The sequence below is a fragment of the Agromyces sp. 3263 genome (assembly GCF_031456545.1).
Classification (GTDB): Bacteria; Actinomycetota; Actinomycetes; order Actinomycetales; family Microbacteriaceae; genus Agromyces.
In genome coordinates, this window is record NZ_JAVDUV010000002.1 from 320,418 (window position 1) to 344,166 (window position 23,749).

Below are 23,749 nucleotides of genomic sequence, written 5' to 3' on the forward strand. Positions count from 1 at the left end.
CTCTCCCCCGTCATCGCAGCTCCTGGATCCGGATCATGTTCCCGGCCGGGTCGCGCACGGCGCAGTCACGCAGTCCGTAGGGCTGGTCGGTCGGTTCCTGCGCGATCTCGACGCCGGCTTGCTTCAGACGCTCGAAGGTCGCATCGAGATCGGCGGATGCCAGGAGCAGGCCGCCGTACGTGCCCTTCGCCATCATGGCGGCGATCGTCTCGCGCTCCTCCTCCGTGAGGCCAGGCGCGGCGGCGGCCGGCTCCAGCACGATGGACGTGTCGGGCTGATCGACGGGTCCGACGGTGATCCAGCGCTTCCCGTCGTAGCCGACGTCACCGCGGACCTCGAACCCGAGCAGGTCTCGGTAGAACACCAGGGCACGTGCAGGGTCGTCGTGCGAGAGGAAGCTCGCGTGGATGATGAGGCGCATGGCTGCGACGCTACGCGTCACGTGCCACCGGCTGCTTCTCCGTTCCTGACCGATCCAACAGTACTGGGCGATTGACAAACGATAGATAGTGAGCGAAAGTCGATACATGCAGAAGCTCGATCGTGTCGTCCTCCCCCTCCGCGTGCTGCTCGTCATGGTCTTCGCCGGTCTCGTCGTGGCGCAGTTCCTGAGCCTGCCGGGCCAGTTCACGCACATGGCCGCCGAGCATCCCGAACTCGGAGGCATCCCCTGGCTGCTGCTCACCCTCGGCATCCTCGAGGTCCTCTGCTTCCAGGTCGTGATCGTGTGCACGTGGCGACTGCTCACGCTCGTCAGATCCGACCGGATCTTCAGCGAACAGGCCTTCGGATGGGTCGACGCGATCGTATGGTCGCTCGCGGCCGCGTGGCTGCTGCTCGCCTCCGTCTCGGCCTACCTCGTCGGCGTCATCTACTTCACGCCGGAGCTCCGGGATCCGGGCATCCCGGTGCTCCTCACCGGCATGGTGCTCATCGGCGGCGTCGTGGTGCTCACCCTCGTGGTGCTGCGCGCCCTCCTGCGGCAGGCGAGCGTGCTCAGGTCCGACCTGGAGGACGTGATCTGATGCCGATCGTCGTGCGCATCGACGTGCAACTGGCCAAGCACAAGATGAGCGTCGGCGAGTTCGCCGAGCGCGTGGGGCTCACCCCGGCGAACATCGCCGTGCTCAAGAACGGCCGCGCGAAGGCCGTGCGGTTCAGCACGCTCGACGCGATGTGCCGGGTGCTCGAATGCCAGCCGGGCGACCTGCTCGAATGGGTCGACGAACCACCCGAACCACCCACGGTCCAGGAGTGAGCCTCGGGCTCAGTCGGCGCGTTCGAGCCGACCGATCTCCGCGCCGTCAGCACCTTCGACGGTCATGGTCGAACCCGAGATGGTGGCTTGGCTGAGTCCGGCGAGCCACGTGTCCACGTCCTCGCAGGCCTTCTGCGTCGAGGCCACCGAGCCGAAGTACACGATGTCGTCGTCTTCGACCTTCCATTCGCCCGAGAGCTGGTTGCAGCCGTCCGTTCCGGACAGCTTCCCACCTTCATCGAGGGTCAACGACGGCGCATCCGCGTCGCTCGATTCGGACCATGTGCCCACAGCGTCGACGGAGTCGTCACCCGAGGCTGCGCACCCCGTGAGTGCGACGGCGGACAGCACCACGAATGCGGCGAGAGCCGCTCGTTTCCCAGACATGCTCGCAGCATAGCCCGCGGGCCTCGCGTGGGGGCAGATCCCCGCGGGCGGAAGTCACGCCGGCCGGAGCAGGCCGTCGGCTTCGATCGCGGACCGCGAGAGCACGCGATATCCCTCCTCCTCGAAGAACACGGTGATGCGGTCCGCTTCGATGCTCATCACCCGACCCTCGCCCCAGGACGTGTGACGCACCTGCTGGTCCACCGCGAACGACGCAGCGTCGTCGGTCGCGGCGTCGGCCTGCTCCTCATACGCGGTGCCGCGGTCGCACGTGTCGCAGTTGCCGCATGGTTCGACCGCCTCCGCGCCGAAGTACTCGAGGATGACGGCGCGGCGGCACCGCGGCGTCTCGGCGTAGGCACGGACCATGGCGCGCCGCGACTCGTCGATCCGGCTCCTTCGCTCGACGAGGTCGTCGACGATCTCCTGCGCCCGCTCGGGGGTGAGCGAACCGCGCGCGGCCACGCCACCGGGACCGGATCGGGCCGCGCCGCCCTCGACCAGCATGTTCACGATCGTGGTGACCGCGCGCAGGGGCAGTCGGAGCTCATCAGCCAGCGCGCGAACCCCGACGGGCCGCGGGGCCGCCTCGAGGGCTGTGGCGACGGATGCCACGCGTTCCGCCCTCGGCCTGCCCGACGCGAAGTACGCCCGAAGGCCGAGATCCTCCGGCCGGTAGTGCAGCACGGCGGATGCCGGTCGCCCATCGCGCCCGGAGCGACCGACCTCCTGGTAGTAGGCGTCGAGCGACTCGGTGACGGCCGCGTGCACCACGAATCGCACGTTCGGCTTGTCGACGCCCATCCCGAACGCACTCGTCGCGACCACGACGTCGAAGCCCGACGGGCCGTCGGCGAGGAAGGCCTCGTGCACGTCCTGTCGCGCCCGCGCGGCCATCCCGCCGTGGTACGCCGCCGTGCGCAGCCCCTCCTCGCGGAGGCGCTCGGCCAGCCGCTCGGTGTCCTTGCGCGTGGCGACGTAGAGCAGGCCGGGCTTCTCGGCCGTGACCACCGACCGCAGGACGGCCTCCTCCTTCTCGCGCGCCTGCTCATGGCGCTCCACCGCGAGGTGGATGCCGGGCCGATCGAAGCCGCCGACCAGGATGCGCGGGCCGCGCATGCCCAGCCGCTCGACGATCTCCTCGCGGACCGGCGCGGAGCCGGTCGCCGTCAGCCCCAGCACGCGGGGGTGGCCGAGCGCCTGGATCACCGCGCCGAGGCCGAGGTAGTCGGGCCTGAAGTCGTGTCCCCATGACGAGACGCAATGCGCCTCGTCGATCACCACGAGCGACACGCCCGCATCGGCGAGTGAGGCGACGACCTCTGGCTTCGCCAGCTGCTCGGGAGCGAGGAAGAGGAACTCGGCCTCGCCGTTGCGCACCGCCTCCCACGCGTCGGCGTTCGCACCCGCGGCCCGGCTGGAGTTCACGGCGACGGCCTCGCCCTCACCCTCGGCTTCGGTGATCTGGCGGACCTGGTCGACCTGCAGCGCGATGAGCGGAGAGACGATGAGCGTCGGCCCGTCGAGCAAGTGGGCCGCCACCTGGTAGATGGCCGACTTGCCGTAGCCCGTCGGCATCACGGCCAGCACGTCGCGCCCTGCGACGACCGCCTCGATGGCCTCGGCCTGGCCCGGCTTCAGTCCGCTCCATCCGTAGACCGTGGACGCGACCGCGTCCATCCGCTGCCGGAGTCCCACCATGTCGACGTCGATCCCGTTCATCGGACTCATCGCACCACATGCGGCGCGCCCCCGTGGCATCCATCCACACCCCTTGACACCGCGACGCAGTGCGACGCGCGACGACGCGCGCGTTCACATCCGACGCACAGCGGGCGTCGAGGAATAGCCTGACCCCAGCAACGCACCTCGACGTCGCCCTCAGAAAGGACAGTCTCATGTCTTCGCCACAGTCCAATACGGTCTTCGCCGCGTTCTCGCTGGATTCAGCCGAGCTGTCGAAGTCCGCGATCAACACGGTGCGCACCGCCCTCGGCGTCAGCGGCGCCGTCGCCCTCATCGTCGGCATCCTGATCACGTTCTGGCCGAAGAACTCGCTCCTCGTGATCACGGTGATCCTCGGCATCTACTTCATCATCGCCGGCATCGCCTACGCGGGCCTCGGCATCTTCTCGAAGGGCATCTCCGGGGGCGCGAGAGCGCTCGACATCATCCTCGGCGTGCTCTTCGTCATCGGCGGCGTCATCGCGCTCGCCAACGTGCAGGCCACGGCCGAGGTGCTCGCCGTGTTCTTCGGCATCCTCATCGGAATCCTGTGGATCGTCGAGGGCATCGTGACCCTCGTGCAGTCGGGCGATGCCCCGTCGCGCGGCTGGGCGATCTTCTTCGGCATCCTCAGCGTGGTCGCCGGCATCGTGCTGCTCTTCTCGCCGCTGTGGGGCGCGATCGTGCTCTTCATCATCGCGGGCATCAGCCTGATCGTGCTCGGCATCGTGCAGATCGTGCGCGCGTTCACGTTCGGCCGCGGCGCCACGGCTGCCGCGTAGCATCCAGCGGATCCACCGACGACGAAGGCCGGTCCGAAGCGTTCACCGCTTCGCGACCGGCCTTCGCGTGTGCCGGGGCGACTCAGCCTTCGCGGACGAAGCCCGACGTGTCGCCGACGTACCGGGTGTGCTCCGCGGGGATCGGATCGACGGCGGCCGCGGCCACCTCGGCGGCGAACTCGGACACGTTGTACAGGCGTCCGGCGTCCTCCTTGCGCGCCGCGATGGCGCCGGGGTTCGCCCGCTCGAGCAGGGTCGCCGTGATCGTGCCCTCGATCATGTCGCCCGACACGACCACGAACTCGACGCCGGATGCCTCGAACTCGGACAGCTTCGCGCGGAGGGCGTCCTCGCCGGCGCGCTTCGAGAGGGCGACGGGCTCGTACTCGGGCATGGTGGGGGTCGTGCGGATGAAGTGGGCCTGGTGGCTCGTGACGAACACGATGCGGGCCCCCTCGGCGAGGTGCGCCTCCGCGCCCTCGACGACGTTGACCTGCGCGTCGCGGTTCAGGCGCATGGCGTAGTCCTCGCCCATGCCCGTCTCCATGCCGCCGGAGGCATTCAACACCAGGATGTCGATCAGGCCGAGCTCGGCGACGGTGCGCTCGAACATCGCCGCGACCGAGGCGGGGTCGGTGAGGTCGGCGCCGACCGCGATCGCGCGACCACCGGCATCCGTGATCTCGCCGACGAGCTTCTCGGCACGCGGCGCCTTGCTGCGGTAGTTCACGACCACGGCTGCGCCCGCGCCCGCGAGGTAGCGGGCGGTGTCGGCCCCGATGCCGCGCGAGGACCCCGTGACGAGGGCGACGCGACCGTCGAGCGATCCGGGGGCGAGTGGGTTGGTCACGGCGGGACTCCTCGTGGCTCTTGGAACGGACTCTCGGGTCCTGGCGATGCGCCGAACCGAGACTATCAACTCCCCCGCGGCGGCATCCGCCCTGATAGTTTCGAAGGGGGCGCGTGCAAAGGAGACCGAATGGATGTGCTGACCCAGTACGCGTGGATCGTCTGGCTGGTGCTCATCCTCGTCTTCGCGACGATCGAGGTCTTCACGCTCGAGATGACGTTCCTCATGCTCGCGCTCGGCAGCGTCGCCGGCCTGCTCTCCGGCCTTTTCGGCATCCCGTGGTGGGCGCAGTTCATCATCGCCGCCGTCGTGGCGGTGGCGCTCATCCTGACCCTGCGACCCCCGCTCCTCCGCATGCTGCGTCGCGGCGGCGACCCGGCCCGGAGCAACATCGACGCCCTCATCGGCGCCGAGGGCAGCGTCGTGCGCACCCTGGGCCCCGCGGGCGGGCAGGTGCGGCTTCAGAACGGGGAGACCTGGACGGCGCGGCTCTCCCCCATCACCGAGCAGGCCGATGTGGCGGTGGGCGAGCGCGTGCTCGTCACCGGCATCGATGGCGCGACGGCCGTCGTCGTGCCCGTTGAGAGGAGCGCCCCGCAGTGAACGGAATCGAGGTGAGCTCGATCATCGGCGTGGTGATCGTCGCCGCCATCACCATCTTCGTCATCGTGGTGCTCGCCCGGTCGATCCGCATCATCCCGCAGGCGTATTCGGGTGTCGTCGAACGGCTGGGCCGGTACCACAAGACGCTCATGCCGGGCCTGAACATCCTGATCCCCTTCATCGACCGCCTCCGGCCGCTCGTCGACATGCGCGAGACGGTCGTGTCCTTCCCTCCGCAGCCCGTGATCACGGAGGACAACCTCGTCGTGTCGATCGACACCGTCGTGTACTTCCAGGTCACGGATGCCAGGGCCGCGACCTACGAGATCGCCAACTACCTCGGGGCGGTCGAACAGCTCACCACCACCACCCTCCGCAACGTCGTCGGCGGCCTCAACCTCGAGGAGGCGCTCACCAGCCGAGACAACATCAACGGACAGCTGAGGGTCGTACTCGACGAGGCGACCGGCAAGTGGGGCATCCGCGTGTCCCGCGTCGAGTTGAAGGCGATCGACCCGCCCCATTCCATCCAGGACTCGATGGAGAAGCAGATGCGCGCCGAGCGGGATCGTCGTGCGCTCATCCTCACCGCGGAAGGCACGAAGCAGTCGCAGATCCTCACCGCGGAGGGCGCGCGCCAGGCCGCGATCCTGCAGGCCGAGGGTGATGCCAAGGCCGCCGTCCTCCGCGCGCAGGGCGAGGCGGAGGCGATCCTCACCGTCTTCGACGCCATCCACAAGGGCGACCCCGACCCCAAGCTGTTGGGCTACCAGTACCTGCAGATGCTGCCGCAGCTCGCCGAGGGGCCGGCCAACAAGCTCTGGATCGTCCCGAGCGAGCTCACCGAGGCGTTGAAGGGCATCGGCAAGGCCTTCACTCCCCCGGCCGCTCCCTCGACGGATGCCACGAGCGCGACGCCCGTCGACGGCGCACCGTCGACCGGCGAACCGCCCGTCGGCCGTCCCTGACCCGTGGCCTCGACCTACTTCGACCCGCCTGGGCCGCGCGTGCTCGCGCACCGGGGACTCGCGATCGATGCGCCCGAGAACTCACTCCTCGCCTTCGGCAAGGCCGCCGAGGCGGGCGCCGCCTATGTCGAGACCGACGTGCACGTGTCGTTCGACGGCGTGGCGGTGATCGCACACGACCCCACGCTGAAGCGCGTCGCCGGACGGGACGTGCCGGTCGCGAAGCTGACCATGGGCGAGTTGCGCAAGGTCGACCTCGGACTCGGGCAGGGCTTCTGCTCGCTCGAAGAGGCGCTCGACGGCTTCCGCGACCTCCGGTTCAACATCGACGTCAAGGCGGAGGGCGCGGTGCCCGCCACGGTCGCCGCCGTGCGCCGCACGGCGGCCGCACGGCGCGTCCTGCTCACGAGCTTCTCCGATCCGCGCCGACGGAGACTCGGTGCGCTCGTGCCCGAGGCGGTCACCTCGGCCGGACGGGAGGGGGTCGTCCGCGCGCTCCGGGCCTCGTACTCGACGGCGGTCGCCTTCCGCCGCGCCCTCCGCGGAGCGATCGCCCTGCAGGTGCCCGAAGGGCTCGGTGGAGTGCGGATCGTCACCCCCCGCTTCGTCGATCGTGCGCATGCGGCGGGCGTCGAGGTGCACGTCTGGACGGTCAACGAACCGGAGCGGATGACGCGCCTGCTCGACCTCGGCGTGGACGGACTCGTCACCGATCGCGCCGACCTCGCCGTTCCGCTCGTCGCCACGCGAATCTGAGAATTCCCCGGCAATCACCCAGCCGCTGGAAGGGGAATGCCCAGCTTGATCGTTTATACCTGTAGACGATCGAGAGGAGTTACGCCATGGCGGACCGGAGCCTTCGGGGCATGCGAATCGGCGCGCAGAGCCTGCAGAGCGAGGACGGCGTGATCTTCGCCGACCGCGCCGATTACACCTACCGTTGCGAGACGTGCGGCCGCGAGACGGTCATGACGTTCTCCACCGAGGCAGAGCTTCCCGAGACCTGGGAGTGCAAGTACTGCGGGGCTGGGGCCACCCTGCTCGTGGACTCCAAGCCGGTCGAGATCGACCGCTCCGGCGAGAAGGTCGCGCGTACCCACTGGGACATGCTCCTCGAGCGTCGCACCCGTGCCGAGCTCGAAGAGCTCCTCGAGGAGCGACTGGCCTTCCTGCGCGCCCGTCGCGGCCAGCAGAAGATCGGCGCCTGACCGACTGGGCCCGAGCGGCTGACGCCTGCCGCGACTCAGTCGGCGGCGGTCGTCATCTCGTCGGCCCGCAGCGACTCCGCATCGCCTGACGGCCGACCGTTGCGTGGCGACCGGCGCCTGGCAAGGATGCCGGCCGCGATCAGTCCGGCGAGGGACCCGAAGACGATGACCGCCGGAACGGCGGCTCCGAGCATCACCGACGGCGTCAGGCCCGTTCGCAGCGCGACATCCGTCACCATCGCACCCGGCTCGTAGGCGGGGAGGGCATCGATCGTGCGCCCGCTCGGGTCGATGACCTGGCTGGTGCCGACCGTCGAGATGTTCACGACGGAGCGACCCGTCTCGATCGCCCGCAGCCGCGCGATCGCGAGCTGCTGCTCGTTCTCGTCGGTGCCGCGGAAGTCGGCGTTGTTCGTCTGGAACATGTACAGCTCGGCGCCATCTCGCGCGCCCTCCCAGATGACGTCGTCGTAGATCACGTCGAAGCAGATGGCCAAGCCGGTGACCGCGTCGCCGAGGTCGAAGACGGGCGGGTTGGTGCCCGGGGTGTAGCCGCGCTGGATGAGCCCGATGAGGTCGGGAGCGAAGGGCTCCCAGAAGGCGCGATCGGGGATGTACTCGCCGAACGGCACGGGATGGCGCTTGTCGTAGCTGTCGACGGCACCCTCGCCGGCTCGCCACAGCAGCGACGTGTTGAAGTACTCGTCATCGCGCGTCGTGACGGTGTTGAGCACGAGCGGGGCGTCGAGCTGTTCGCTGAGGTCGTCGAAGACCGCGGCGGTCTCGGCACTGCGGAGGGGGTCGATGTCGGAGCCGCCCTCGGGCCACAGCAGCACGTCGATGCCGGGCTCGTCGAGGATCGGCTCGGTCGCCTCCAGCTGGGCCCGGAGGACGTCGCCGGGGGCGCGCTCGTCGAAGTAGCCGGCCGGGCCGTTGCCCTGCACGCTCGCGACACGCAGTTCGCCCGCCCCGGCGGTCGTCCAGGCGGGCAGCACCATGGCCACCAGCAGCACCGCGGCGACGGGGATGGCCGTGCGGAGATCCTGCCATCCGCGCAGGCGCACCCACTCGATGACGCCGGCGACGATCGCCACCATCACGAATCCGAGTCCGGTCGAACCGATCCACGAGACGACGTCGGCGAACGGGCTCTGCGACTGGCTGAGCGCCGCACGGCCCCACGGGAACCCGCCGTACGGGATGGTGCCGGTGGCGGCCTCGCGCACGCACCAGAGCCCCGCGACGAGCAGCGGCAGCCACACGAGACGCACCCAGCGCGACGAGCCGGCGCGGGGAACCCAGCGGTAGGCCAGCGCGATGAGCACGCCGCCACCGGCGACGAACAGCGATTCGAGGATCGACAGGGCCAGCCACGGGATCGGACCGAGGTACAGGGCCGTCCACGACACCTGCTGCAGGTAGAAGGCGAGTCCGAACGCGAGACCCACGAGGGCCGCCGACCAGACGCTCCGCCCGATCAGGCTGATCAGTGCGAGCCCGATGCCCACGAACGCGAGCGGCCAGATGCTCGCCCCGGGGAAGCCGAGGTCGTAGACGAGTCCGCCGGCGACCGCGATGAGCAGTGCGACCCACAGCGGCAGCAGCGGGCGGCGGTCGGTCTCGGGCACCAGATCAGCCTAGGCGACCTGAACGGGAGCGATTCACGCCACCGAGCCGTAGGCGACGACGCCCCGGCGCACCGCATCGATCGCCGCGCGCGCGGTCGCCCCGAGCTCGGCGTCCGCCACGATCGACACCTGGTCGAGCAGGTCGACCACCTGCTTCGTCAGGCGGACGAAGTCGCCCGCGGCCAGGTCGGTGTCGGCCAGCACGAACCCGAGGTCGGCGCCGTTGGCCCAGGCGTGCATCGCCGTCGCCAGGGCGGGCGAGGGAACCTCGCTGCCCGACAGGCGATGATCGCGCTCGAGGTCGTCGAGCTCGCTCCACACATCGGTGGTGCGATCGAACGCGTCCCGGAAGCGGCCGCGCGGCAGGCGGAACTGCTCGCCGCGGTCATCCCGCCGCGGTTCGTACACGAGCGACGCCGCCATCGCCGCGAGGGAGGGCACATCGAGCCCGTCCCACAGCCCCTGACGCAGGCATTCCGCGACCAGCAGGTCGCGTTCGCCGTAGATCCGCTTCAGGATGCGGCCCGCCGACGTCGAGACCAGCGAACCGTTCGGGTCGCGCTCGAGATATCCGAGTTGCTCGAGCACCTCGGCGACGCGGTCGAATCGCTTGGCGACCTGGCCCGTGCGCGTGCGGATCTGGCGGGAGAGCTGGTCGTGCTCCTGCCTGAGCCGCCACCAGCGCTCGGCCCACCGGGCGTGCTGCTCCCGTTCAGCGCAACCATGACAGGGATGCGCGCGCATGGCCTTGCGCGCGTCGCCGAGCTCGCGCTGCAGCCGCTCGCGCTGGGCGTGCGTCGGGTTGCCCTTGGACGTCTGCCGCTCGAGCTCGCCGATGCGTCGACGGATGGCGGCATACTCGCCGAAGTCGCCGAGGTGGCAGCGCATGGCCTCCTCGAAGCCGGCCATCGACTCCTCCTGCTTGCGGAGGGTGCGGGCCAGGTCGACCACCGCGCGGTCGGCCTGGAACTGCGCGAAGGACAGTTCGAGGATCTGGCGGGTTCGCTCGCGGCCGAACTGGTCGACGAGGTTCACGGCCATGTTGTAGGTGGGCTTGAAGCTCGAGTTCAGCGGGTAGCTTCGACGGGACGCCAGCGAGGCAACGGCCTCGGGGTCGAGTCCGTCGACCCACTGGATCACCGAGTGCCCCTCGACGTCGATGCCGCGGCGCCCGGCGCGGCCGGTGAGCTGCGTGTACTCCCCCGGCGTGATCGGCACCCGGGCCTCACCGTTGAACTTCTCCAGCTTCTCGAGCACCACCGAACGCGCGGGCATGTTCACGCCGAGTGCGAGGGTCTCGGTGGCGAAGACGACCTTGAGCAGCTTGAGCTGGAACAGCTCCTCGACGATCTCCTTGAACGCGGGCAGCATGCCGGCGTGGTGGGCGGCGACGCCGCGCTGGAGCCCCTCGAGCCATTCCCAGTAGCCGAGCACCGCGAGGTCCTCGTCGCGGAGCATCCGCGCCCGCTCCTCGACGATCGAGCGGATCTCGTCGCGTTCGGCGGAATCGGTGAGCCGGATGCCGGATCGGAGCACCTGGCGCACCGCCTGGTCGCAGCCGACCCGGGAGAAGATGAACACGATGGCGGGAAGCAGGTGCTTGCCGTGCAGCAGCTCGATCACCTCGGGGCGGTCGGCTCGGCCGCTCCCCGCAGCCGGCTGGTGGTACCGACCGCGATCGCCACCCCGCCGTCCGCGAGCGGAGCGCGTCGAGATCGACCGGCCGCCGCTGCGCGCAAGGCGCTGGAGCTCGGGGTTCACGCGATTCGTGGCGGCCTGACCCGAGGAGTCGAAGAGGTCGAGGAGCTTCGCCTTCACGAGCACGTGCTGCTCGAGCGGCACCGGCCGATCCTCGGAGACGATCACGTCGGTGTCACCGCGGACCGCCTGCAGCCAGTCGCCGAACTCCTCGGCGTTGGACACGGTCGCCGAGAGGGACACGAGCCGCACCGCCTCGGGGAGGTGGATGATGACCTCCTCCCACACGGCGCCGCGGAACCGGTCGGCCAGGTAGTGCACCTCATCCATGACGACGTAGGCGAGGCGGTCGAGCAGCGGCGAGTCGGCGTACAGCATGTTGCGCAGCACCTCGGTGGTCATCACCACGATGCGCGCGCCCGAATTGACGTTCGTGTCGCCCGTGAGCAGGCCCACCTGGTCGGCGCCCCACTCGTCGCTCAGCTCCTGGAACTTCTGGTTGCTCAGCGCCTTGATGGGCGTGGTGTAGAACACCTTCGCACCGGGCTCCTGCATGGCCAGGAACACGGCGAACTCGGCGACGACCGTCTTGCCCGCACCCGTCGGCGCCGCGACGAGCACGCTGCGCCCTTCGTCGAGCGCACCGCACGACGCGCGCTGGAACGGGTCGAGGTCGAATCGGAGCCTGGCGGCGAACTCGGCGAGTCGTGGTTTCCGGCGCTGGTCGCGGGAGATCGCATACCGTTCGGCCGGGGAGAGGCTCATCACCCCTCCAGCCTAGACAGCCGCTCCGAACTCGAGGCGGTTGCGGCGCTCGACACGACGATCGTGCAGGTGCGCGATGAACCAGGCCGCGAAGTAGAGCGCCACCATCGGGATCGCGAGCAGGAACATCGAGACGATGTCCGCCGAGGGCGTGGCGATCGCGGTGAAGAGCACGATGACGAGGATCGCGACCCGCCACGACTTGATGATGGACGCCGCGCTGATGACCCCGGCGAAGTTCAGGAGCACGATGAACACCGGCACCACGAACGCGATGCCGATCGCCACGACGAGCTTCAGCACGAAGTCGATGTACTCCTTCGCCGTGAGCAGCGTCTCACCGCCCTCGGGGACGAAGCTCGTCATGATCTTCACGATGTTCGGCAGCACGAACCACCCGGCGGCGCAGCCGGCGAAGAACAGCGGGATCGCCGTGGCGAAGAACCCGAACGTGAACCGGCGCTCACGGGTGTTCAGCCCCGGCACGAGGAACGCGAAGATCTGGTAGAGCCACACCGGGCTCGAGATGACGATTCCCAGGGTGAACGAGATCTGGAGCATCAGGTCGAACGAGCTCGAGATCGTCGGGAAGATGATCGCCATCTCGCTCGTGTTGCCCTGCGCGTCGGCGAGGCGGAGGACCGGCTCCTGGAGGGCGTTCCACACGAACGCGTCGGTGAGCCACCACCCGATCGCGGCGCCGATCACGATCGCGAGGGCGGAGATGAACAGTCGCTTGCGCAGCTCGATGAGGTGCGCGCCGAGCGACATCCGCTTCTCGCGGTTCTTCTCCTCGCGGTCCTTCTCCCCGCGATCCTTCACCGCGGACATGAAGTCAGCGACTCGAGCCGGAATCGGCCTCGTCGGGCTTGCGCGTCACGACGGTGGCGTCAGGCGCAGCGGTGTTCGCTGCCGGCGCTGCGGGAGCCGCGGGCGTGCTCGCAGCCGAGTCGGCCGCGGCGGGCTCGTCCTTGTCGGAGCGCACCTCGCTCTTGAGGATCTTCATCGACTGTCCGAGGCTGCGGGCGAGTGCCGGGAGCTTGGGGGCGCCGAAGAGCAGCAGGATGACCACGAGGATGATCAGCGCGTGCCAACCGGTGAAGCCTTGCCACATGGGTGTTCGTCCGTTCTCGGGAGGATCGTGACGACAGTCTACCTGCCGCCGGGGAACGCCGCCTGAAGTCGGTCAGGAGCCGTCGGAGCCGGGCGCCCTCGGCCGCTCTGCCGGACCCACGCTCTGCTCGGAATCCGGCGTCGGATAGCCGGCGAGGCCCGCCGCCGCCCACTCCGCCACGGCCGCACGCGCCTCGGCCGGCGCGACGACCGTGACGAGCCCCGGCAGCCCCGCGACGAGGCGCTTGAGCCCGTGCACGTGCGCCAGCCGCAGGGTCACGCGCAACCTGCCGTCGACCTCGCGGGCGCTCGCGTCGGCGAGGTAGTCGGCGAGCAGCGGCAGCGTGGCCGGCGACACGTCGACCACGACGTCGAGGTCGGAGTCGGAACCCTGGAAGAGCGTGTCGGGGACCGCGCGGTCGGAGTGGTCGCCGATCGGCTCGTCGGTCAGCAGCAGGTCGCTCATGCGGTCGACGCGGAAGTTGCGCACGTCCTCCCGCGTGTGGCAGTACGCCTGCAGGTACCAGTCCGCGTCCTGCGAGATGATGCGCAGCGGATCCGCGCGACGGCGGCCGCGCTCGCCACGCGCGTTCAGGTAGTCGAACTCGAGCTGGCGCCCCTCGGCCACCGCCTCGCGGATGAGCGCCAGCGACGCGTCGGCCTCGGTCTCGGCGACCGCGAGCCGGCTGGGGGCGGCGGAGGCTCCGGCGGCGAGCTTCGCGCGGAGGGAGGCCAGCGAGGCGCTGCCCGCCCCCTCTGGCGCCGCGGAGAGGTACTGCAGGCCCGCCATGAGCGCCGCGGCCTCTCGCGCTGAGAGCCGCGGTGCGTCGTCGATCGCCACGTGATGCACGATCACGATCACGTCGTCGTCCTCGAAGGAGTCCCAGTCGATGTCGAAGAGGTCGTTCGGCTGGTAGGTGCCCGTGGAGCCGGGAAGGCCCGACGTGGCGATGAGGCGCACGGCGTCGCGGATCTCCGGCTCGGTCATGCCGAAGTGCGCCGCGGCCTCGGCGACGTCGACGACGCGCTGCTCGAGCAGGTAGGGCACGAACGAGAGCAGGAACACGAGCTTGTCGGGTGCCTTCAGCGGCTTGCTGCGCGCAGCCATCATGACGCTCCTCCGTCGCGGTGGGCGGCGGCGACGGCGGCGAGGCGATCGCGCACCTCGTCGCGCAGTGAGGCCGGGGCGATCACCCGGACCTCGGGGCCGTAGGCCGCCAGCTCGTCGGCGAACACCGCGGCATCCGTGTAGTGCAACCGGATCACGCCGGCGTCCTCGTCGCGCAGCACGGCCCGCTTGCCCAGCCGGACCTCCGCGTCACTGCCCGCCGTGACCGCGAGGTCTGCGGCGTTGCCGAGCCGCACCTCGTCGAGCTCGGCGAGGATGCGGTCCTGGATGTCGGGCGGCGGTGCCTCGAAGGTTCGCCCGGGCAACGGCTCGACGCCGCCGACGATGCGCGAGAGCAGGAAGGTGCGGGGCGCCCGGGCGTCGTGGTCGTAGGCGTGCAGGTGCCAGCGCCCCTCGTGGAGCACCACGGCCAGGGGGTCGACCGTGCGCTCGCTCGGAGCGCCCTCGCCGGGCTTGAAGTAGCGGAACCGCACCGTCTGCCGCCTGTCGAGCGCCTGCCGAAGCGGCTCGAACGCCGCGTCGCGCACGCGGAGTCGCGGGGCGTAGCCGATGACGGGCTCGCGGGGCTCGATGCCGAGCGACCGCAGCTTGGTGAGCGCCCGCTGCGAGTCGGCGGAGAGTGACGCCTCGCGCCACACCTCGGCCGCGAGGCCGAGCAGTGCCAGCTCGTCTGGGGTGAACCGCACCTCTTCGGGAAGGTCGTACCGGCCCTTCGGGATGCGATAACGCAGCGCCTGGTTGTCGCCCGGTCGGTCGGGAGACTCGACCGTCTCGAGCGGGATGCCGAGCTCCCGGATGTCGTCCTTGTCGCGCTCGAACTGGCGCTCGAGGTTGGCGTTCTGCCCGGATTCGTCGTAGCGCTCGGCGTAGCCGCGCACCGACGACAGGATCTCGGACTTCAGCAGGCCCGTCTCGGTGGCGAGCAGCGCGAGCACCAGGCTGAAGAGCCGATCTTCGACCGGGATCCTCGGCTCACCCTTGCGCGATGCACCCGACACAGGAGCGATCATACTGAACCGCGGGCGGCCCTCGGCCGCGATCGCCGGGTCAGACGACACCCAGGATGTCGATGACGAAGAAGAGCGTGGAACCGGCGGGCACCTTGTCGTTGCCCTGGTCGCCGTAGCCCTGCGACGACGGCACGATGACCCCGATCTGCGAGCCCACGGTCTGGCCGATGATCGCGTTCGAGAACCCGGGGATGACCTGCGCGTCGTCGCCGGTGCTCACCACGAAGGTCTTGGGACCCGGCTGCTGGTTGCCCTCGTCCGCGGTCGTCCACGTGGAGTCGAACACTGAGTTGTCGTCCCACAGCACGCCCGTGTACTGCACGACCACGGAGTCGCCGTCCTCGACGACCTCGCCGGAGCCCTTCTTCAGCACCTCGACCGCGATCTCGTCCTTCACGGGCGGGTCGGACTTCGGCACGGTGATGCCGGGGCGGCCGTCGGGTGCGAGCACCACGGCCGGGAACCCGTCACGGGAGAGCTGGGGTGCGCCGTCGGCCCGGGACGGCAGCGCGCGCTTCACGTCGATGACGAACACGAGGCTGTCGTCGGCGCCGATGCCGATCGACTCGTTGCCCTGGTCGCCGAAGGCGTCCTCGGCGGGCACGACGACCGCGACCCGCGAGCCCTCGCTGCCGCAGGTGAGCGCCTTGCGCAACCCCGGAAGCGTGGCGTCCGACACGGTGAGCGCGATCGGGTCCTCGTCGCCGAAGCCCGTCGGCTCCTGCACGGTCTCGCCCGTGGTGCCGTTGTAGACGGCGAGGCCGATGAGGGCCTGCTGGCCGTCTTGCAGCTTCGCGCCGTCACCCGCGATGACCTCGGTGCACTGCGTCTCGTCGGGCGCGAGCGGCGCCGGGAACTCCACCTTCGGCGCGTCGCCGAAGTCGCCCTTCACCACGACGGCGTCGGAGGACCGCCCCGAGGTCGCCTCGGGAGCTGCCGGCGCCGGCGTGCAGCCGGAGAGGGCCACGGCGACGAGGCCGGCGGTGGCGATGAGCGCGAGTGACGAGCGCACTGATCCTCGATTCATGGGGTGGGTCGCGGAGGGGCGTTGGTAGCCTACAAGGCTTCGCCTGCGGGATCGGTGTCGGTCGCTCGCGAGCGCTCGGCCGCGGCATCCGCTGCTCGCACCCGCTTGCGCAGCGCCTTGGCGCTCACTGCCCGTTCGCCGAGCGCGCCGGGCGTCCACGCCTCGACGTCCTCGTCGCTGAACTCCGTCTTCGACGGGCGCCGCTTGAGCTCGGGCAGCACCGTGTCGGGCGCGAGCCGGCGGGCGGTGAGGAGGAAGCCGGTGTGGGCGATCATGCGATGGTCGGGCCGGACCGCGAGCCCCTGCACGTGCCAGCCACGCACCATCGTCTCGGTCGACTGCGGCTCGGTGTACTCCCCCGTCGCGCGGATCGCCTCGGCGACCCGCGACAACTGGGTGGCGGTCGCGATGTAGCAGAGCAGCACGCCGCCGGGCTTCAGCGCATCGGACACGACGTCGATGCACTCCCAGGGAGCGAGCATGTCGAGCACGACGCGGTCGACGGATGCCGCGGGCGCCGCCTCGGGCAGCGCCAGCGCCAGGTCCCCGAGCGTGATGGACCAGTTCTCGGGGTCGTAGCCGTGGAAGGTGGCGACGTTGCCGCGCGCGACCTCGGCGAACTCCTCGCGGCGCTCGAACGACAGCAACCGGCCGGAGGGGCCGATGCCGCGGAGCAGCCAGAGCGACAGGGCGCCCGAGCCGACGCCCGCCTCGACCACGGTGGCGCCGGGGAAGATGTCGGCCTGCGCGAGGATCTGCGCGGCGTCCTTCGGGTACACGATCGCCGCGCCCCGCGGCATCGACATGACGAAGTCGCTGAGCAGGGGGCGCAGGGCGAGGTACTCGATGCCGACCTGGTTGGCGACGACCGAGCCGTCGGGCAGGCCGATGAGGTCGTCATGCGCGATCGGGCCCTTGTGCGAGTGGAACAGCTTGCCCGGCTCGAGGGTGATGGTGTGCATCCGGCCCTTGGGGCCGGTCAGCTGCACGCGGTCGCCGACCCGGAACGGCCCGCTGCGCTCGCCTCGGCTCTCGCTCACGCGCGGGCCTCGCGAACCTCGAGGAGTGACGCGACATCCGACACCGACTTGTCGGCGAGGGTCTGCCACAGCACGTGCGCCGGTGCCTCGGCGAGGTCGAGGATGTTCGGCACCCCCACCGTGACGGCGCCGGCGGACCAGGCCGAAGTGAGTCCAGCGGGCGAGTCCTCGATCGCCACGCAGTCGCGCACGTCGACGCCGAGGGCCTCGGCCGCCGCGAGGTAGGGCTCGGGGTGCGGCTTCGCGTGCTCGACCGCGTCGCCCGTGACGATGACGTCGAAGGCCTCGAACGGGATCGCGCGCACCACGTCGTCGGCCATGGACCTGACCGACATGGTCACGAGCGCGGTGGGCACGGATGCCTGGCGCAGCGCCTCGAGCAGTTCCCTCGCGCCCGGCCGCCAGGGCACGCCGTGCTCGGCGAGCTGCTCCTGCACGCGTGCGGTGAGGCGCGCCACGATCGTGTCGGCGTCGAGGTCGACGCCCGCCGCCTGGAACACCGCCGCCGCCTCCCAGAGGCCGCTGCCGACGAGGCCGAGGGCGTCCTCGTGGGTCCAGCGGCCCCCGAAGGACTCGACGAGCTCCTCCTCGGCCGCCATCCAGTAGCGTTCGGTGTCGACGAGGGTTCCGTCCATGTCCCAGAGGACGGCGGCGGGAAGGCGAGTGGTCACAACCCGCAAGTCTACGGGCACGGCCTATTGTGGAGAGGACCCCGGGAGTCCGGGGCGGGAAGCGGGGCACCTGGAGTGGATCAGCGGGCCGGTTTCGAGGGCGGAAGGCTGCTCGTCGTCGCCTTCGAGGGATGGAACGACGCCGGCGAGGCGGCGACCGGGGCGGCGAAGCTGCTCGCGGAGCGGCTCGGCCTCGTCGAGATCGCCGCGGTCGACCCGGAGCTGTACTTCGACTACCAGTTCACCCGGCCCACGGTTGTGATGGGCGACGACGGCTCGCGCCGGCTCGAATGGCCCGGCGCCGCGATCCTCGGCCCAGGCGGGGCGCCGACCGACGACGTCGACGAACAGGTCACCGGCCCGGGCGCCGACACCCTCCACGTGCTCCTCGGGGCCGAGCCGGCGCGCAGCTGGAAGGGCTTCGCCGCCGAGCTCGTCGACGCCGCGCTCACCGCCGACATCGAGGGCGTCGTGCTCCTCGGCGCCATGCTCGCCGACGCGCCGCACACCCGCCCCCTGTCGGTCTTCGCGTCGAGCGAGAACCGCGAGGTGCGCGACGCACTCGGCGTGGAGCGCTCGAGCTACGAGGGGCCCGTCGGCATCCTCAGCGTCATCGCCGACCAGGCGGAGCGCGCCGGCATCCCCACCGTGTCGCTCTGGGCCTCGGTGCCGCACTACGTGCACAACGCGCCCTCCCCCAAGGCCGTGCTCGCCCTCCTCGGCAAGCTCGAGGAGCTCACCGGCCTCTCCATCCCCCGCGGCACCCTCGAGACCGAGGCGCAGGCGTGGGAGGCCGGCGTCGACGCGCTCGCCGCGGACGACGAGGACATGGCCGGCTACATCACCCAGCTCGAGCAGGCCCGCGATGCGGTCGACGCCCCCGAGGCGAGCGGCGAGGCCATCGCCCAGGAGTTCGAGCGGTACCTTCGGCGGCGGGGCGAGGGTCCCGACGGACGGGCCGACGGGCGCGACGGCCGCGAGGGGCCCCGCGACGAGCCGTGGCGCCCGCGGGACGGCGCGTAGCGGCATCCGTCGCACATCGTCGAAGCGGATGCCGCGGCATCCGTCACGCGTCGATGACGCCCGTGGCGAGCAGCGCGAAGATCGTGCCGCCGAGCAGGATGCGGTAGATCACGAACGGCAGGAAGCTGTGCCGCGAGATCCACTGCATGAAGAAGGCGATGACCAGGATCGCGACGACGAAGGCGACGAGCGTGGCCGCGGCCGTCTCGATGGGGCCGTAGACCGAGGGCTCACCCATGCTCTTGAACAGCTGGAAGAACCCCGAGCCGAAGACGGCGGGGATGGCGAGCAGGAACGCGTAGCGCGCGGCGGCGCCCCGCTCGTAGCCGAGGAACAGGCCGGCGGTGATCGTGCCGCCCGAGCGCGAGACGCCGGGAATCAGGGCGAGCGCCTGGGCGAATCCGAAGATGATGCCGTGCGGGACGGTCAGCTCGTCGAGCTTGCGCCGCTTCGCCCCGGCCCAGTCGGCGAGGCCGAGGATGATGCCGAACACCACGAGCATCGTCGCGACGATCCAGAGCGAGCGGAACGTGGTCTCGATCTCGTCCTGGAACAGGATGCCGAGCACGACGATCGGGATCGAGCCGACGATGATCAGCCAGCCCATACGGGCGTCGGGGTCGTTGCGCGGCACGCGACCGGTGAACGAGCCGAACCAGTGCGAGACGATGCGCACGATGTCGCGCCAGAAGAACACCACGACCGCCGTCTCAGTGCCGAGCTGCGTGATCGCGGTGAACGCGGCCCCCGGATCCTGGGCGCCGGGGAGGAACTCCCCCAGGATGCGCAGGTGCGCACTCGAGGAGACGGGGAGGAATTCGGTGAGGCCCTGGACGAACCCGAGGATGAGCGCTTCGAGCACAGTGGTATCCGCCTTCCGCCTCCGCGGAAGCCGGAGGAACGAGACCGGTCTTTGGTCAGTAGCTGAGCAACAGGTCTCGCAGGACCCTGTTACCGAAGGATAGTGCGTCGAGCGGTACTCGTTCATCAACGCCGTGGAACATCGCGGGGAAATCGAGGTCGTCGGGCAGGCGCAGCGGCGCGAAGCCGTAGCCGGCGATGCCGAGGCGACTGAGCGACTTGTTGTCGGTGCCGCCTGAGAGCAGGTACGGGAACACCCGGGCACCCGGGTCGTGCGCGCCGAGCGAGCGGGTGACCGCGTCGACGAGCGGCCCGCGGGTGGATGCCTCGAGCCCGACGTCCTTGTGCACGAACTCGATCTCGATGTCGTCGCCGATGATGGCGCGGACCTCGGCGAGCACGGCCTCCTCCTGGCCGGGCAGCGTGCGGATGTCGACGAGCGCGTCGGCCCGGTCGGGAATGACGTTGTGCTTGTAGCCGGCCTCGAGCTTCGTCGGATTCGTGGTCGTGCGGAGCGTCGCCGTGATGAACCCCGAGGCCGAGCCCGTGGCCAGGGCGAGCTCGTCGGGCGAGACCTGTTCGGGATCGACGCCGAGGGTCTCGGCGATCGCGGAGAGCAGCTCGCGGGTCGTGTCGGTGAGGTGCAGGGGCCACTCGGTGCGTCCGAGCCGGGCGATCGCCTCGGCGAGCTTGGTCACGGCGTTGTCGCGGATGAGGCGCGATCCGTGCGCCGCGACGCCTCGGGCGACGAGGCGCACCCAGATGAGCGACTTCTCCCCCGTCTGCAGGAGGTAGGCCCGTTCGCCGCCGACGGTGATCGAGTAGCCGCCGACCTCGCTGATCGCCTCGGTCGCCCCGTCAAAGAGCTCGGGCCGGTGATCGACGAGCCAGCTGGCGCCCACGCCGCCGCCGGCCTCCTCGTCGGCGAAGTAGGCGATCACGATCTCCCGTTCGGGAAGCGCGCCCGAGCCGAGGATGCCGCCGAGGGCGGTGAGCATCATCGCGTCCATGTCCTTCATGTCGACGGCGCCCCGCCCCCACAGCATGCCGTCGCGCACCTCGCCGGCGAACGGGTCGACGCTCCAGTTGCGAGGGTCGGCCGGCACGACGTCGAGGTGGCCGTGCAGCACGAGCGCGGGCTTGTCCGGGTTCCGTCCCGGCACCCGCGCGACGACGCTGGTGCGCCGGGGCTCGGGCTCGAACAGCTCGGGCGCGAGGCCCATGGCGGCGAGCTTCGCCTCGACGTACTCGGCGGCCTCGCGCTCGCCGTTGGCCCGTCCTTCGCCGTAGTTCGTCGTGTCGATCCGGATGAGGTCCCTGGCGATCACCGCCGTCTCGTCGAGGTCGTCGATCGGGCGCTGGACTGCGGATGACTCGGCCATGCGTTCACCGTAGCCGCCGCCATCGGGGCCGGGCCACCGGCGTTCGAAGCGCCTCTGAATCCGTGCTAATGTCTTCTCTCGGGCCTCCGAGCGATCGAGGGCCTGACACAACGCGCGGGTGGCGGAAATGGCAGACGCGCTAGCTTGAGGTGCTAGTGCCCTAACGGGCGTGGGGGTTCAAGTCCCCCCTCGCGCACGCGTTGTGAAGAAGGCCGGATCATCATGATCCGGCCTTCTTTCGTTTTCCGGTGGCCTCCGTTGCCGATGGACGCCGGATGCGGGACGGTCGGCTCCCCGGACTTGCCACCTTCGAACATATGTTCGAAACTGGGGTATGACCATGACCGCTCCCCGCATCGCCCCGGCACCCGGTCCGGCGCGAGTCGAGGAGCTGCAGGCCCGCATCCGCGGGATGCAGGCGACCCGGCTCGACTCCAAGGCCGTGCCGACGCATCCGGCGCTCGCCTCCGTGCTGCCGGGCGGCACGCTCCGCGAGGGCACGGTCGTGCAGGTCGAGGGCTCGACCACCCTGCTCATGGCCCTCCTCGCCGGCCCCAGCGCGAGCGGCCGGTGGGTGGCGGTGGCCGGCATGCCCGAGTTCGGGGTCGAGGCCGCCGCACGGTTCGGCATCGACCTCGAGCGGCTCGTGCTCGTGCCCGACCCGGGGCGGCAGTGGCTCACGGTCGTCGCCGCGCTCGCCGACGTCATCCCCGTGGTGGCGGTGCGGCCGGCGGGCCGGGTCTCCCCCGCCGAGACGAGTCGCCTGCAGGCCAGGCTCCGACAGCGCGGCACCACGCTGCTCGTCGCGGGCGAGTGGGCGGGCAGCGACGCCCGCCTCGGGGTCGAGGCGAGCGAATGGCAGGGGCTCGAACGCGGGCACGGGCACCTCGCCGAACGCGAGGTGGTCGTGAGCGTCGCGGGCCGCGGCGAGTTCGTGCGTCGTGCCCGGTCGCGACTGCGGCTGCCGGGCCGCTCCCTCGAGTTCGCGCCGGCCGAGCCCGCCGGCATCGCCGACGCCATCCCGCCGGCGCACCTCGACGAGCTCGAGCGGAGGGCCACCGGATGACCGCCGACCTCGGCCGCACCATCGTGCTCTGGTGCCCCGACTGGCCCATCCTCGCGGTGTGCCGCGAGCACGGCCTCGAAGCCGACGCACCCCTCGCCCTCGTCGAGGCCGGCCTCGTCTACGCCTGCTCGCCCGCCGCGCGACGCGACGGCGTGACCCGCGGGCTGAAGCTCCGCGAGGCGCAGTACCGCTCTCCCGGGCTCACGGTGCTCGACTACGACATCGCCCTCGACGTGCGCGCCTTCGAACCCGTCGTGCGACGGGTCGAGGCCACGGTGCCGGGCGTGCAGCTCGTGCGCCCCGGCACGCTCGCCATGCGGGCTCGAGGCCCCGCACGCTACTACGGCGGCGAGGCGGCCGCGGCGGCGGCCCTCCTCGAGACCGTGGCGGAGCTCGGGGTGCCGGGGGCCAGGGTCGGCGTCGCCGACGGGCCCTTCGCCGCCGAGCAGGCCGCCCGGGCGGCGCGCGGGCCCGCGTCCGTCGAGATCGTCCCGCACGGGGCATCCGCCGCCTTCATCGCCCCGCTGCCGGTAGGGCTCGTGGTCGATCCCCGCACCACGACACTGCTCAACCGTCTCGGCGTGCGCACCCTCGGCGAGTTCGCGGCGCTTCCCCCCGACGACGTGCGTCGCCGGTTCGGGGCCGCAGGGGCGTTCGCGCACGACCGCGCCGCCGGGCGCGAGCAGGCCAGGGTGATCGCCCGCACCCCGCCGCCCGAGTTCGAGGTGGAGCAGCACTTCGAGCCGCCCCTCGACCGCGTCGACCAGCTCGCGTTCGCGTTCCGGGTGCGGGCCGAGGAGTTCATCGAGCGCATGCGGGCGGTGCGGCTCGTGTGCACGGGCCTGCGCATCGAGCTCGACGACGAGGGCGGCGGCCACTCGAGCCGCAGCTGGCTGCATCCACGGTGGTTCACGCCGGCCGACGTCGTCGACCGCGTGCGGTGGCAGCTGCAGGGCGCCGGCACCGCCGACAGCGGGCTCGCCTCGCCGATCGTGCGGCTGCGGGTCATCCCCGAGCGCATCGACTCCACGAGCAACCACGAGGAGGGCCTGTGGGGCGGCGGCCCCGACGAGCGCGTGCACCACGGGCTCACCCGCGTGCAGAGCATGCTCGGGCACGAGGCGGTGGTGACCGCGACGATCGGCGGCGGTCGCATGCTCGCCGACCGGCAGGTGCTCGTGCCCTGGGGCGACCGACCGCCCGAGCACGCCGGCGACGCGCCGTGGCCCGGCAGCCTGCCCACGCTCGCGCCCGCGAGCGTCTTCCGCGAACGGCTGCCGATCGCCCTGCTCGACGGGCGCGGCGGCATCGTCGCCATCGACGATCGCGGGGCGATCTCGGCGGCGCCCGACCGGTTCGCCGTCGGTGGACGTGAGGCGACGCCGGTCCGGGCGTGGGCCGGACCATGGCCGGTGGTCGAGCGCTGGTGGGACGCCGAGCACGCCAAGCGCGTGCACCGGTTCCAGGTCGTCGACGACGACGGCTGCGCGTGGCTCCTCGTTCGCGACCGCGAGGGCTGGTGGGCCGAGGCGAGGTACGACTGATGGGCCGGGTG

Annotated in this window: 25 protein-coding genes and 1 tRNA gene; 11 read left to right on the forward strand and 15 right to left on the reverse strand. The window is 70.9% G+C overall.

Annotated elements, in window-relative coordinates; genetic code table 11:
- Positions 1 to 10: 10 nt before the first annotated feature.
- On the reverse strand, positions 11 to 421 hold the full coding sequence (locus tag J2X63_RS14680; RefSeq protein WP_309978547.1) for a VOC family protein: 411 nt from the start codon (positions 419 to 421) through the stop codon (positions 11 to 13).
- 106 nt (positions 422 to 527) lie between these two features.
- Between J2X63_RS14680 and J2X63_RS14685 the strand changes: the two genes are divergently transcribed.
- Both J2X63_RS14685 and J2X63_RS14690 read left to right on the forward strand, forming a co-directional pair.
- On the forward strand, positions 528 to 1,025 hold the full coding sequence (locus J2X63_RS14685; RefSeq protein WP_309978549.1) for a DUF2975 domain-containing protein: 498 nt from the start codon (positions 528 to 530) through the stop codon (positions 1,023 to 1,025).
- Positions 1,025 to 1,258: a helix-turn-helix transcriptional regulator gene (locus J2X63_RS14690; RefSeq protein WP_309978551.1), complete on the forward strand. Its 234-nt coding sequence runs from the start codon at positions 1,025 to 1,027 to the stop codon at positions 1,256 to 1,258. The genes J2X63_RS14685 and J2X63_RS14690 overlap by 1 nt, the downstream gene beginning before the upstream one ends.
- A gap of 9 nt (positions 1,259 to 1,267) precedes the next feature.
- Here the strand turns inward: J2X63_RS14690 and J2X63_RS14695 are convergent, their stop codons facing one another.
- Together J2X63_RS14695 and J2X63_RS14700 are read right to left on the reverse strand one after the other, a co-directional pair.
- On the reverse strand, positions 1,268 to 1,645 hold the full coding sequence (locus tag J2X63_RS14695) for an META domain-containing protein (RefSeq protein WP_309978553.1): 378 nt from the start codon (positions 1,643 to 1,645) through the stop codon (positions 1,268 to 1,270).
- A 54-nt stretch (positions 1,646 to 1,699) separates the two neighbouring features.
- On the reverse strand, positions 1,700 to 3,367 hold the full coding sequence (locus J2X63_RS14700; protein WP_309978555.1) for a RecQ family ATP-dependent DNA helicase: 1,668 nt from the start codon (positions 3,365 to 3,367) through the stop codon (positions 1,700 to 1,702).
- A 176-nt stretch (positions 3,368 to 3,543) separates the two neighbouring features.
- Here J2X63_RS14700 and J2X63_RS14705 point away from each other — a divergent pair, with 176 nt between their 5' ends.
- Positions 3,544 to 4,152 carry an HdeD family acid-resistance protein gene (locus J2X63_RS14705; RefSeq protein ID WP_159605501.1) on the forward strand — a complete coding sequence of 203 codons (609 nt, stop codon included), beginning with the start codon at positions 3,544 to 3,546 and terminating at the stop codon, positions 4,150 to 4,152.
- A gap of 82 nt (positions 4,153 to 4,234) precedes the next feature.
- Here J2X63_RS14705 and J2X63_RS14710 read toward each other — a convergent pair whose 3' ends face one another.
- Positions 4,235 to 5,002, reverse strand: a complete 768-nt coding sequence (locus tag J2X63_RS14710; RefSeq protein ID WP_309978558.1) for an SDR family oxidoreductase — start codon at positions 5,000 to 5,002, stop codon at positions 4,235 to 4,237.
- Between the two features lie 129 nt (positions 5,003 to 5,131).
- On the opposite strand from J2X63_RS14710, the gene J2X63_RS14715 reads away from it, so the two are divergent.
- The 4 genes from J2X63_RS14715 (at position 5,132) to J2X63_RS14730 (ending at position 7,781) form a co-directional block, all read left to right on the forward strand.
- Positions 5,132 to 5,605, forward strand: a complete 474-nt coding sequence (locus J2X63_RS14715; protein WP_309978560.1) for an NfeD family protein — start codon at positions 5,132 to 5,134, stop codon at positions 5,603 to 5,605.
- Entirely contained in the window at positions 5,602 to 6,573 is a 972-nt protein-coding gene (locus J2X63_RS14720; protein ID WP_309978562.1) for an SPFH domain-containing protein, read from the forward strand. Before J2X63_RS14715 ends, J2X63_RS14720 begins: the two co-directional genes overlap by 4 nt.
- A 3-nt stretch (positions 6,574 to 6,576) precedes the next feature.
- Complete coding sequence (locus J2X63_RS14725) at positions 6,577 to 7,329, forward strand: glycerophosphodiester phosphodiesterase family protein (RefSeq protein ID WP_309978563.1); 753 nt, start codon at positions 6,577 to 6,579, stop codon at positions 7,327 to 7,329.
- Positions 7,330 to 7,415: 86 nt separating this feature from the next.
- A complete protein-coding gene (locus tag J2X63_RS14730) occupies positions 7,416 to 7,781 on the forward strand; it encodes an RNA polymerase-binding protein RbpA (RefSeq protein WP_159604868.1) in 366 nt (121 codons plus the stop codon).
- 35 nt (positions 7,782 to 7,816) lie between these two features.
- On the opposite strand, the gene lnt is transcribed toward J2X63_RS14730, so the two are convergent.
- The 9 genes from lnt to J2X63_RS14775 all read right to left on the reverse strand — a co-directional run bounded on the left by lnt (position 7,817) and on the right by J2X63_RS14775 (position 17,862).
- The gene (gene lnt / locus J2X63_RS14735; RefSeq protein ID WP_309978567.1) at positions 7,817 to 9,409 is read right to left on the reverse strand and encodes an apolipoprotein N-acyltransferase; all 1,593 of its coding nucleotides are present in this window, start codon (positions 9,407 to 9,409) and stop codon (positions 7,817 to 7,819) included.
- A 33-nt stretch (positions 9,410 to 9,442) separates the two neighbouring features.
- Positions 9,443 to 11,872: a DEAD/DEAH box helicase gene (locus J2X63_RS14740; protein ID WP_309978570.1), complete on the reverse strand. Its 2,430-nt coding sequence runs from the start codon at positions 11,870 to 11,872 to the stop codon at positions 9,443 to 9,445.
- Between the two features lie 12 nt (positions 11,873 to 11,884).
- Positions 11,885 to 12,703, reverse strand: a complete 819-nt coding sequence (gene tatC / locus J2X63_RS14745; RefSeq protein WP_309978573.1) for a twin-arginine translocase subunit TatC — start codon at positions 12,701 to 12,703, stop codon at positions 11,885 to 11,887.
- Positions 12,704 to 12,707: 4 nt separating this feature from the next.
- The gene (gene tatA / locus J2X63_RS14750) at positions 12,708 to 12,986 is read right to left on the reverse strand and encodes a Sec-independent protein translocase subunit TatA (RefSeq protein ID WP_309978576.1); all 279 of its coding nucleotides are present in this window, start codon (positions 12,984 to 12,986) and stop codon (positions 12,708 to 12,710) included.
- A gap of 72 nt (positions 12,987 to 13,058) precedes the next feature.
- Complete coding sequence (locus tag J2X63_RS14755) at positions 13,059 to 14,093, reverse strand: WYL domain-containing protein (RefSeq protein ID WP_309978577.1); 1,035 nt, start codon at positions 14,091 to 14,093, stop codon at positions 13,059 to 13,061.
- Positions 14,093 to 15,112 (reverse strand): WYL domain-containing protein, encoded by a 1,020-nt coding sequence (locus tag J2X63_RS14760; RefSeq protein ID WP_309978579.1) that lies wholly within the window; start codon positions 15,110 to 15,112, stop codon positions 14,093 to 14,095. The genes J2X63_RS14755 and J2X63_RS14760 overlap by 1 nt, the downstream gene beginning before the upstream one ends.
- Positions 15,113 to 15,161: 49 nt before the next feature.
- Positions 15,162 to 16,136: an FKBP-type peptidyl-prolyl cis-trans isomerase gene (locus J2X63_RS14765; protein WP_309978582.1), complete on the reverse strand. Its 975-nt coding sequence runs from the start codon at positions 16,134 to 16,136 to the stop codon at positions 15,162 to 15,164.
- 44 nt (positions 16,137 to 16,180) lie between these two features.
- Entirely contained in the window at positions 16,181 to 17,191 is a 1,011-nt protein-coding gene (locus tag J2X63_RS14770) for a tRNA (adenine-N1)-methyltransferase (protein WP_309978584.1), read from the reverse strand.
- A complete protein-coding gene (locus tag J2X63_RS14775) occupies positions 17,188 to 17,862 on the reverse strand; it encodes an HAD family phosphatase (protein WP_309978585.1) in 675 nt (224 codons plus the stop codon). The genes J2X63_RS14770 and J2X63_RS14775 overlap by 4 nt, the downstream gene beginning before the upstream one ends.
- A gap of 75 nt (positions 17,863 to 17,937) precedes the next feature.
- Between J2X63_RS14775 and J2X63_RS14780 the strand changes: the two genes are divergently transcribed.
- On the forward strand, positions 17,938 to 18,885 hold the full coding sequence (locus J2X63_RS14780; protein ID WP_309978588.1) for a PAC2 family protein: 948 nt from the start codon (positions 17,938 to 17,940) through the stop codon (positions 18,883 to 18,885).
- A gap of 43 nt (positions 18,886 to 18,928) precedes the next feature.
- On the opposite strand, the gene J2X63_RS14785 is transcribed toward J2X63_RS14780, so the two are convergent.
- Both J2X63_RS14785 and J2X63_RS14790 read right to left on the reverse strand, forming a co-directional pair.
- The gene (locus tag J2X63_RS14785; RefSeq protein WP_309978590.1) at positions 18,929 to 19,747 is read right to left on the reverse strand and encodes an undecaprenyl-diphosphate phosphatase; all 819 of its coding nucleotides are present in this window, start codon (positions 19,745 to 19,747) and stop codon (positions 18,929 to 18,931) included.
- A gap of 55 nt (positions 19,748 to 19,802) precedes the next feature.
- Positions 19,803 to 21,128 (reverse strand): M20/M25/M40 family metallo-hydrolase, encoded by a 1,326-nt coding sequence (locus J2X63_RS14790; RefSeq protein ID WP_309978592.1) that lies wholly within the window; start codon positions 21,126 to 21,128, stop codon positions 19,803 to 19,805.
- Between the two features lie 112 nt (positions 21,129 to 21,240).
- Between J2X63_RS14790 and J2X63_RS14795 the strand changes: the two genes are divergently transcribed.
- The 3 genes from J2X63_RS14795 (at position 21,241) to J2X63_RS14805 (ending at position 23,738) form a co-directional block, all read left to right on the forward strand.
- A tRNA-Leu gene (locus J2X63_RS14795) sits at positions 21,241 to 21,324 on the forward strand.
- 144 nt (positions 21,325 to 21,468) lie between these two features.
- The gene (locus J2X63_RS14800; protein ID WP_309978594.1) at positions 21,469 to 22,194 is read left to right on the forward strand and encodes a hypothetical protein; all 726 of its coding nucleotides are present in this window, start codon (positions 21,469 to 21,471) and stop codon (positions 22,192 to 22,194) included.
- Entirely contained in the window at positions 22,191 to 23,738 is a 1,548-nt protein-coding gene (locus J2X63_RS14805; protein ID WP_309978595.1) for a DNA polymerase Y family protein, read from the forward strand. Before J2X63_RS14800 ends, J2X63_RS14805 begins: the two co-directional genes overlap by 4 nt.
- Positions 23,739 to 23,749 lie beyond the last annotated feature (11 nt).

Coding starts and splice junctions, on each gene's coding strand:
- J2X63_RS14730 (WP_159604868.1), top strand. CDS start 7,416: ATGGCGGACCGGAGCCTTCGGGGCATGCGAATCGGCGCGCAGAGCCTG.
- J2X63_RS14690 (WP_309978551.1), top strand. CDS start 1,025: ATGCCGATCGTCGTGCGCATCGACGTGCAACTGGCCAAGCACAAGATG.
- J2X63_RS14695 (WP_309978553.1), bottom strand. CDS start 1,645: ATGTCTGGGAAACGAGCGGCTCTCGCCGCATTCGTGGTGCTGTCCGCC.
- J2X63_RS14705 (WP_159605501.1), top strand. CDS start 3,544: ATGTCTTCGCCACAGTCCAATACGGTCTTCGCCGCGTTCTCGCTGGAT.
- J2X63_RS14740 (WP_309978570.1), bottom strand. CDS start 11,872: ATGAGCCTCTCCCCGGCCGAACGGTATGCGATCTCCCGCGACCAGCGC.
- J2X63_RS14700 (WP_309978555.1), bottom strand. CDS start 3,367: ATGAACGGGATCGACGTCGACATGGTGGGACTCCGGCAGCGGATGGAC.
- J2X63_RS14800 (WP_309978594.1), top strand. CDS start 21,469: ATGACCGCTCCCCGCATCGCCCCGGCACCCGGTCCGGCGCGAGTCGAG.
- J2X63_RS14805 (WP_309978595.1), top strand. CDS start 22,191: ATGACCGCCGACCTCGGCCGCACCATCGTGCTCTGGTGCCCCGACTGG.
- J2X63_RS14755 (WP_309978577.1), bottom strand. CDS start 14,093: ATGGCTGCGCGCAGCAAGCCGCTGAAGGCACCCGACAAGCTCGTGTTC.
- J2X63_RS14685 (WP_309978549.1), top strand. CDS start 528: ATGCAGAAGCTCGATCGTGTCGTCCTCCCCCTCCGCGTGCTGCTCGTC.
- tatA (WP_309978576.1), bottom strand. CDS start 12,986: ATGTGGCAAGGCTTCACCGGTTGGCACGCGCTGATCATCCTCGTGGTC.
- J2X63_RS14680 (WP_309978547.1), bottom strand. CDS start 421: ATGCGCCTCATCATCCACGCGAGCTTCCTCTCGCACGACGACCCTGCA.
- J2X63_RS14790 (WP_309978592.1), bottom strand. CDS start 21,128: ATGGCCGAGTCATCCGCAGTCCAGCGCCCGATCGACGACCTCGACGAG.
- J2X63_RS14715 (WP_309978560.1), top strand. CDS start 5,132: ATGGATGTGCTGACCCAGTACGCGTGGATCGTCTGGCTGGTGCTCATC.
- tatC (WP_309978573.1), bottom strand. CDS start 12,703: ATGTCCGCGGTGAAGGATCGCGGGGAGAAGGACCGCGAGGAGAAGAAC.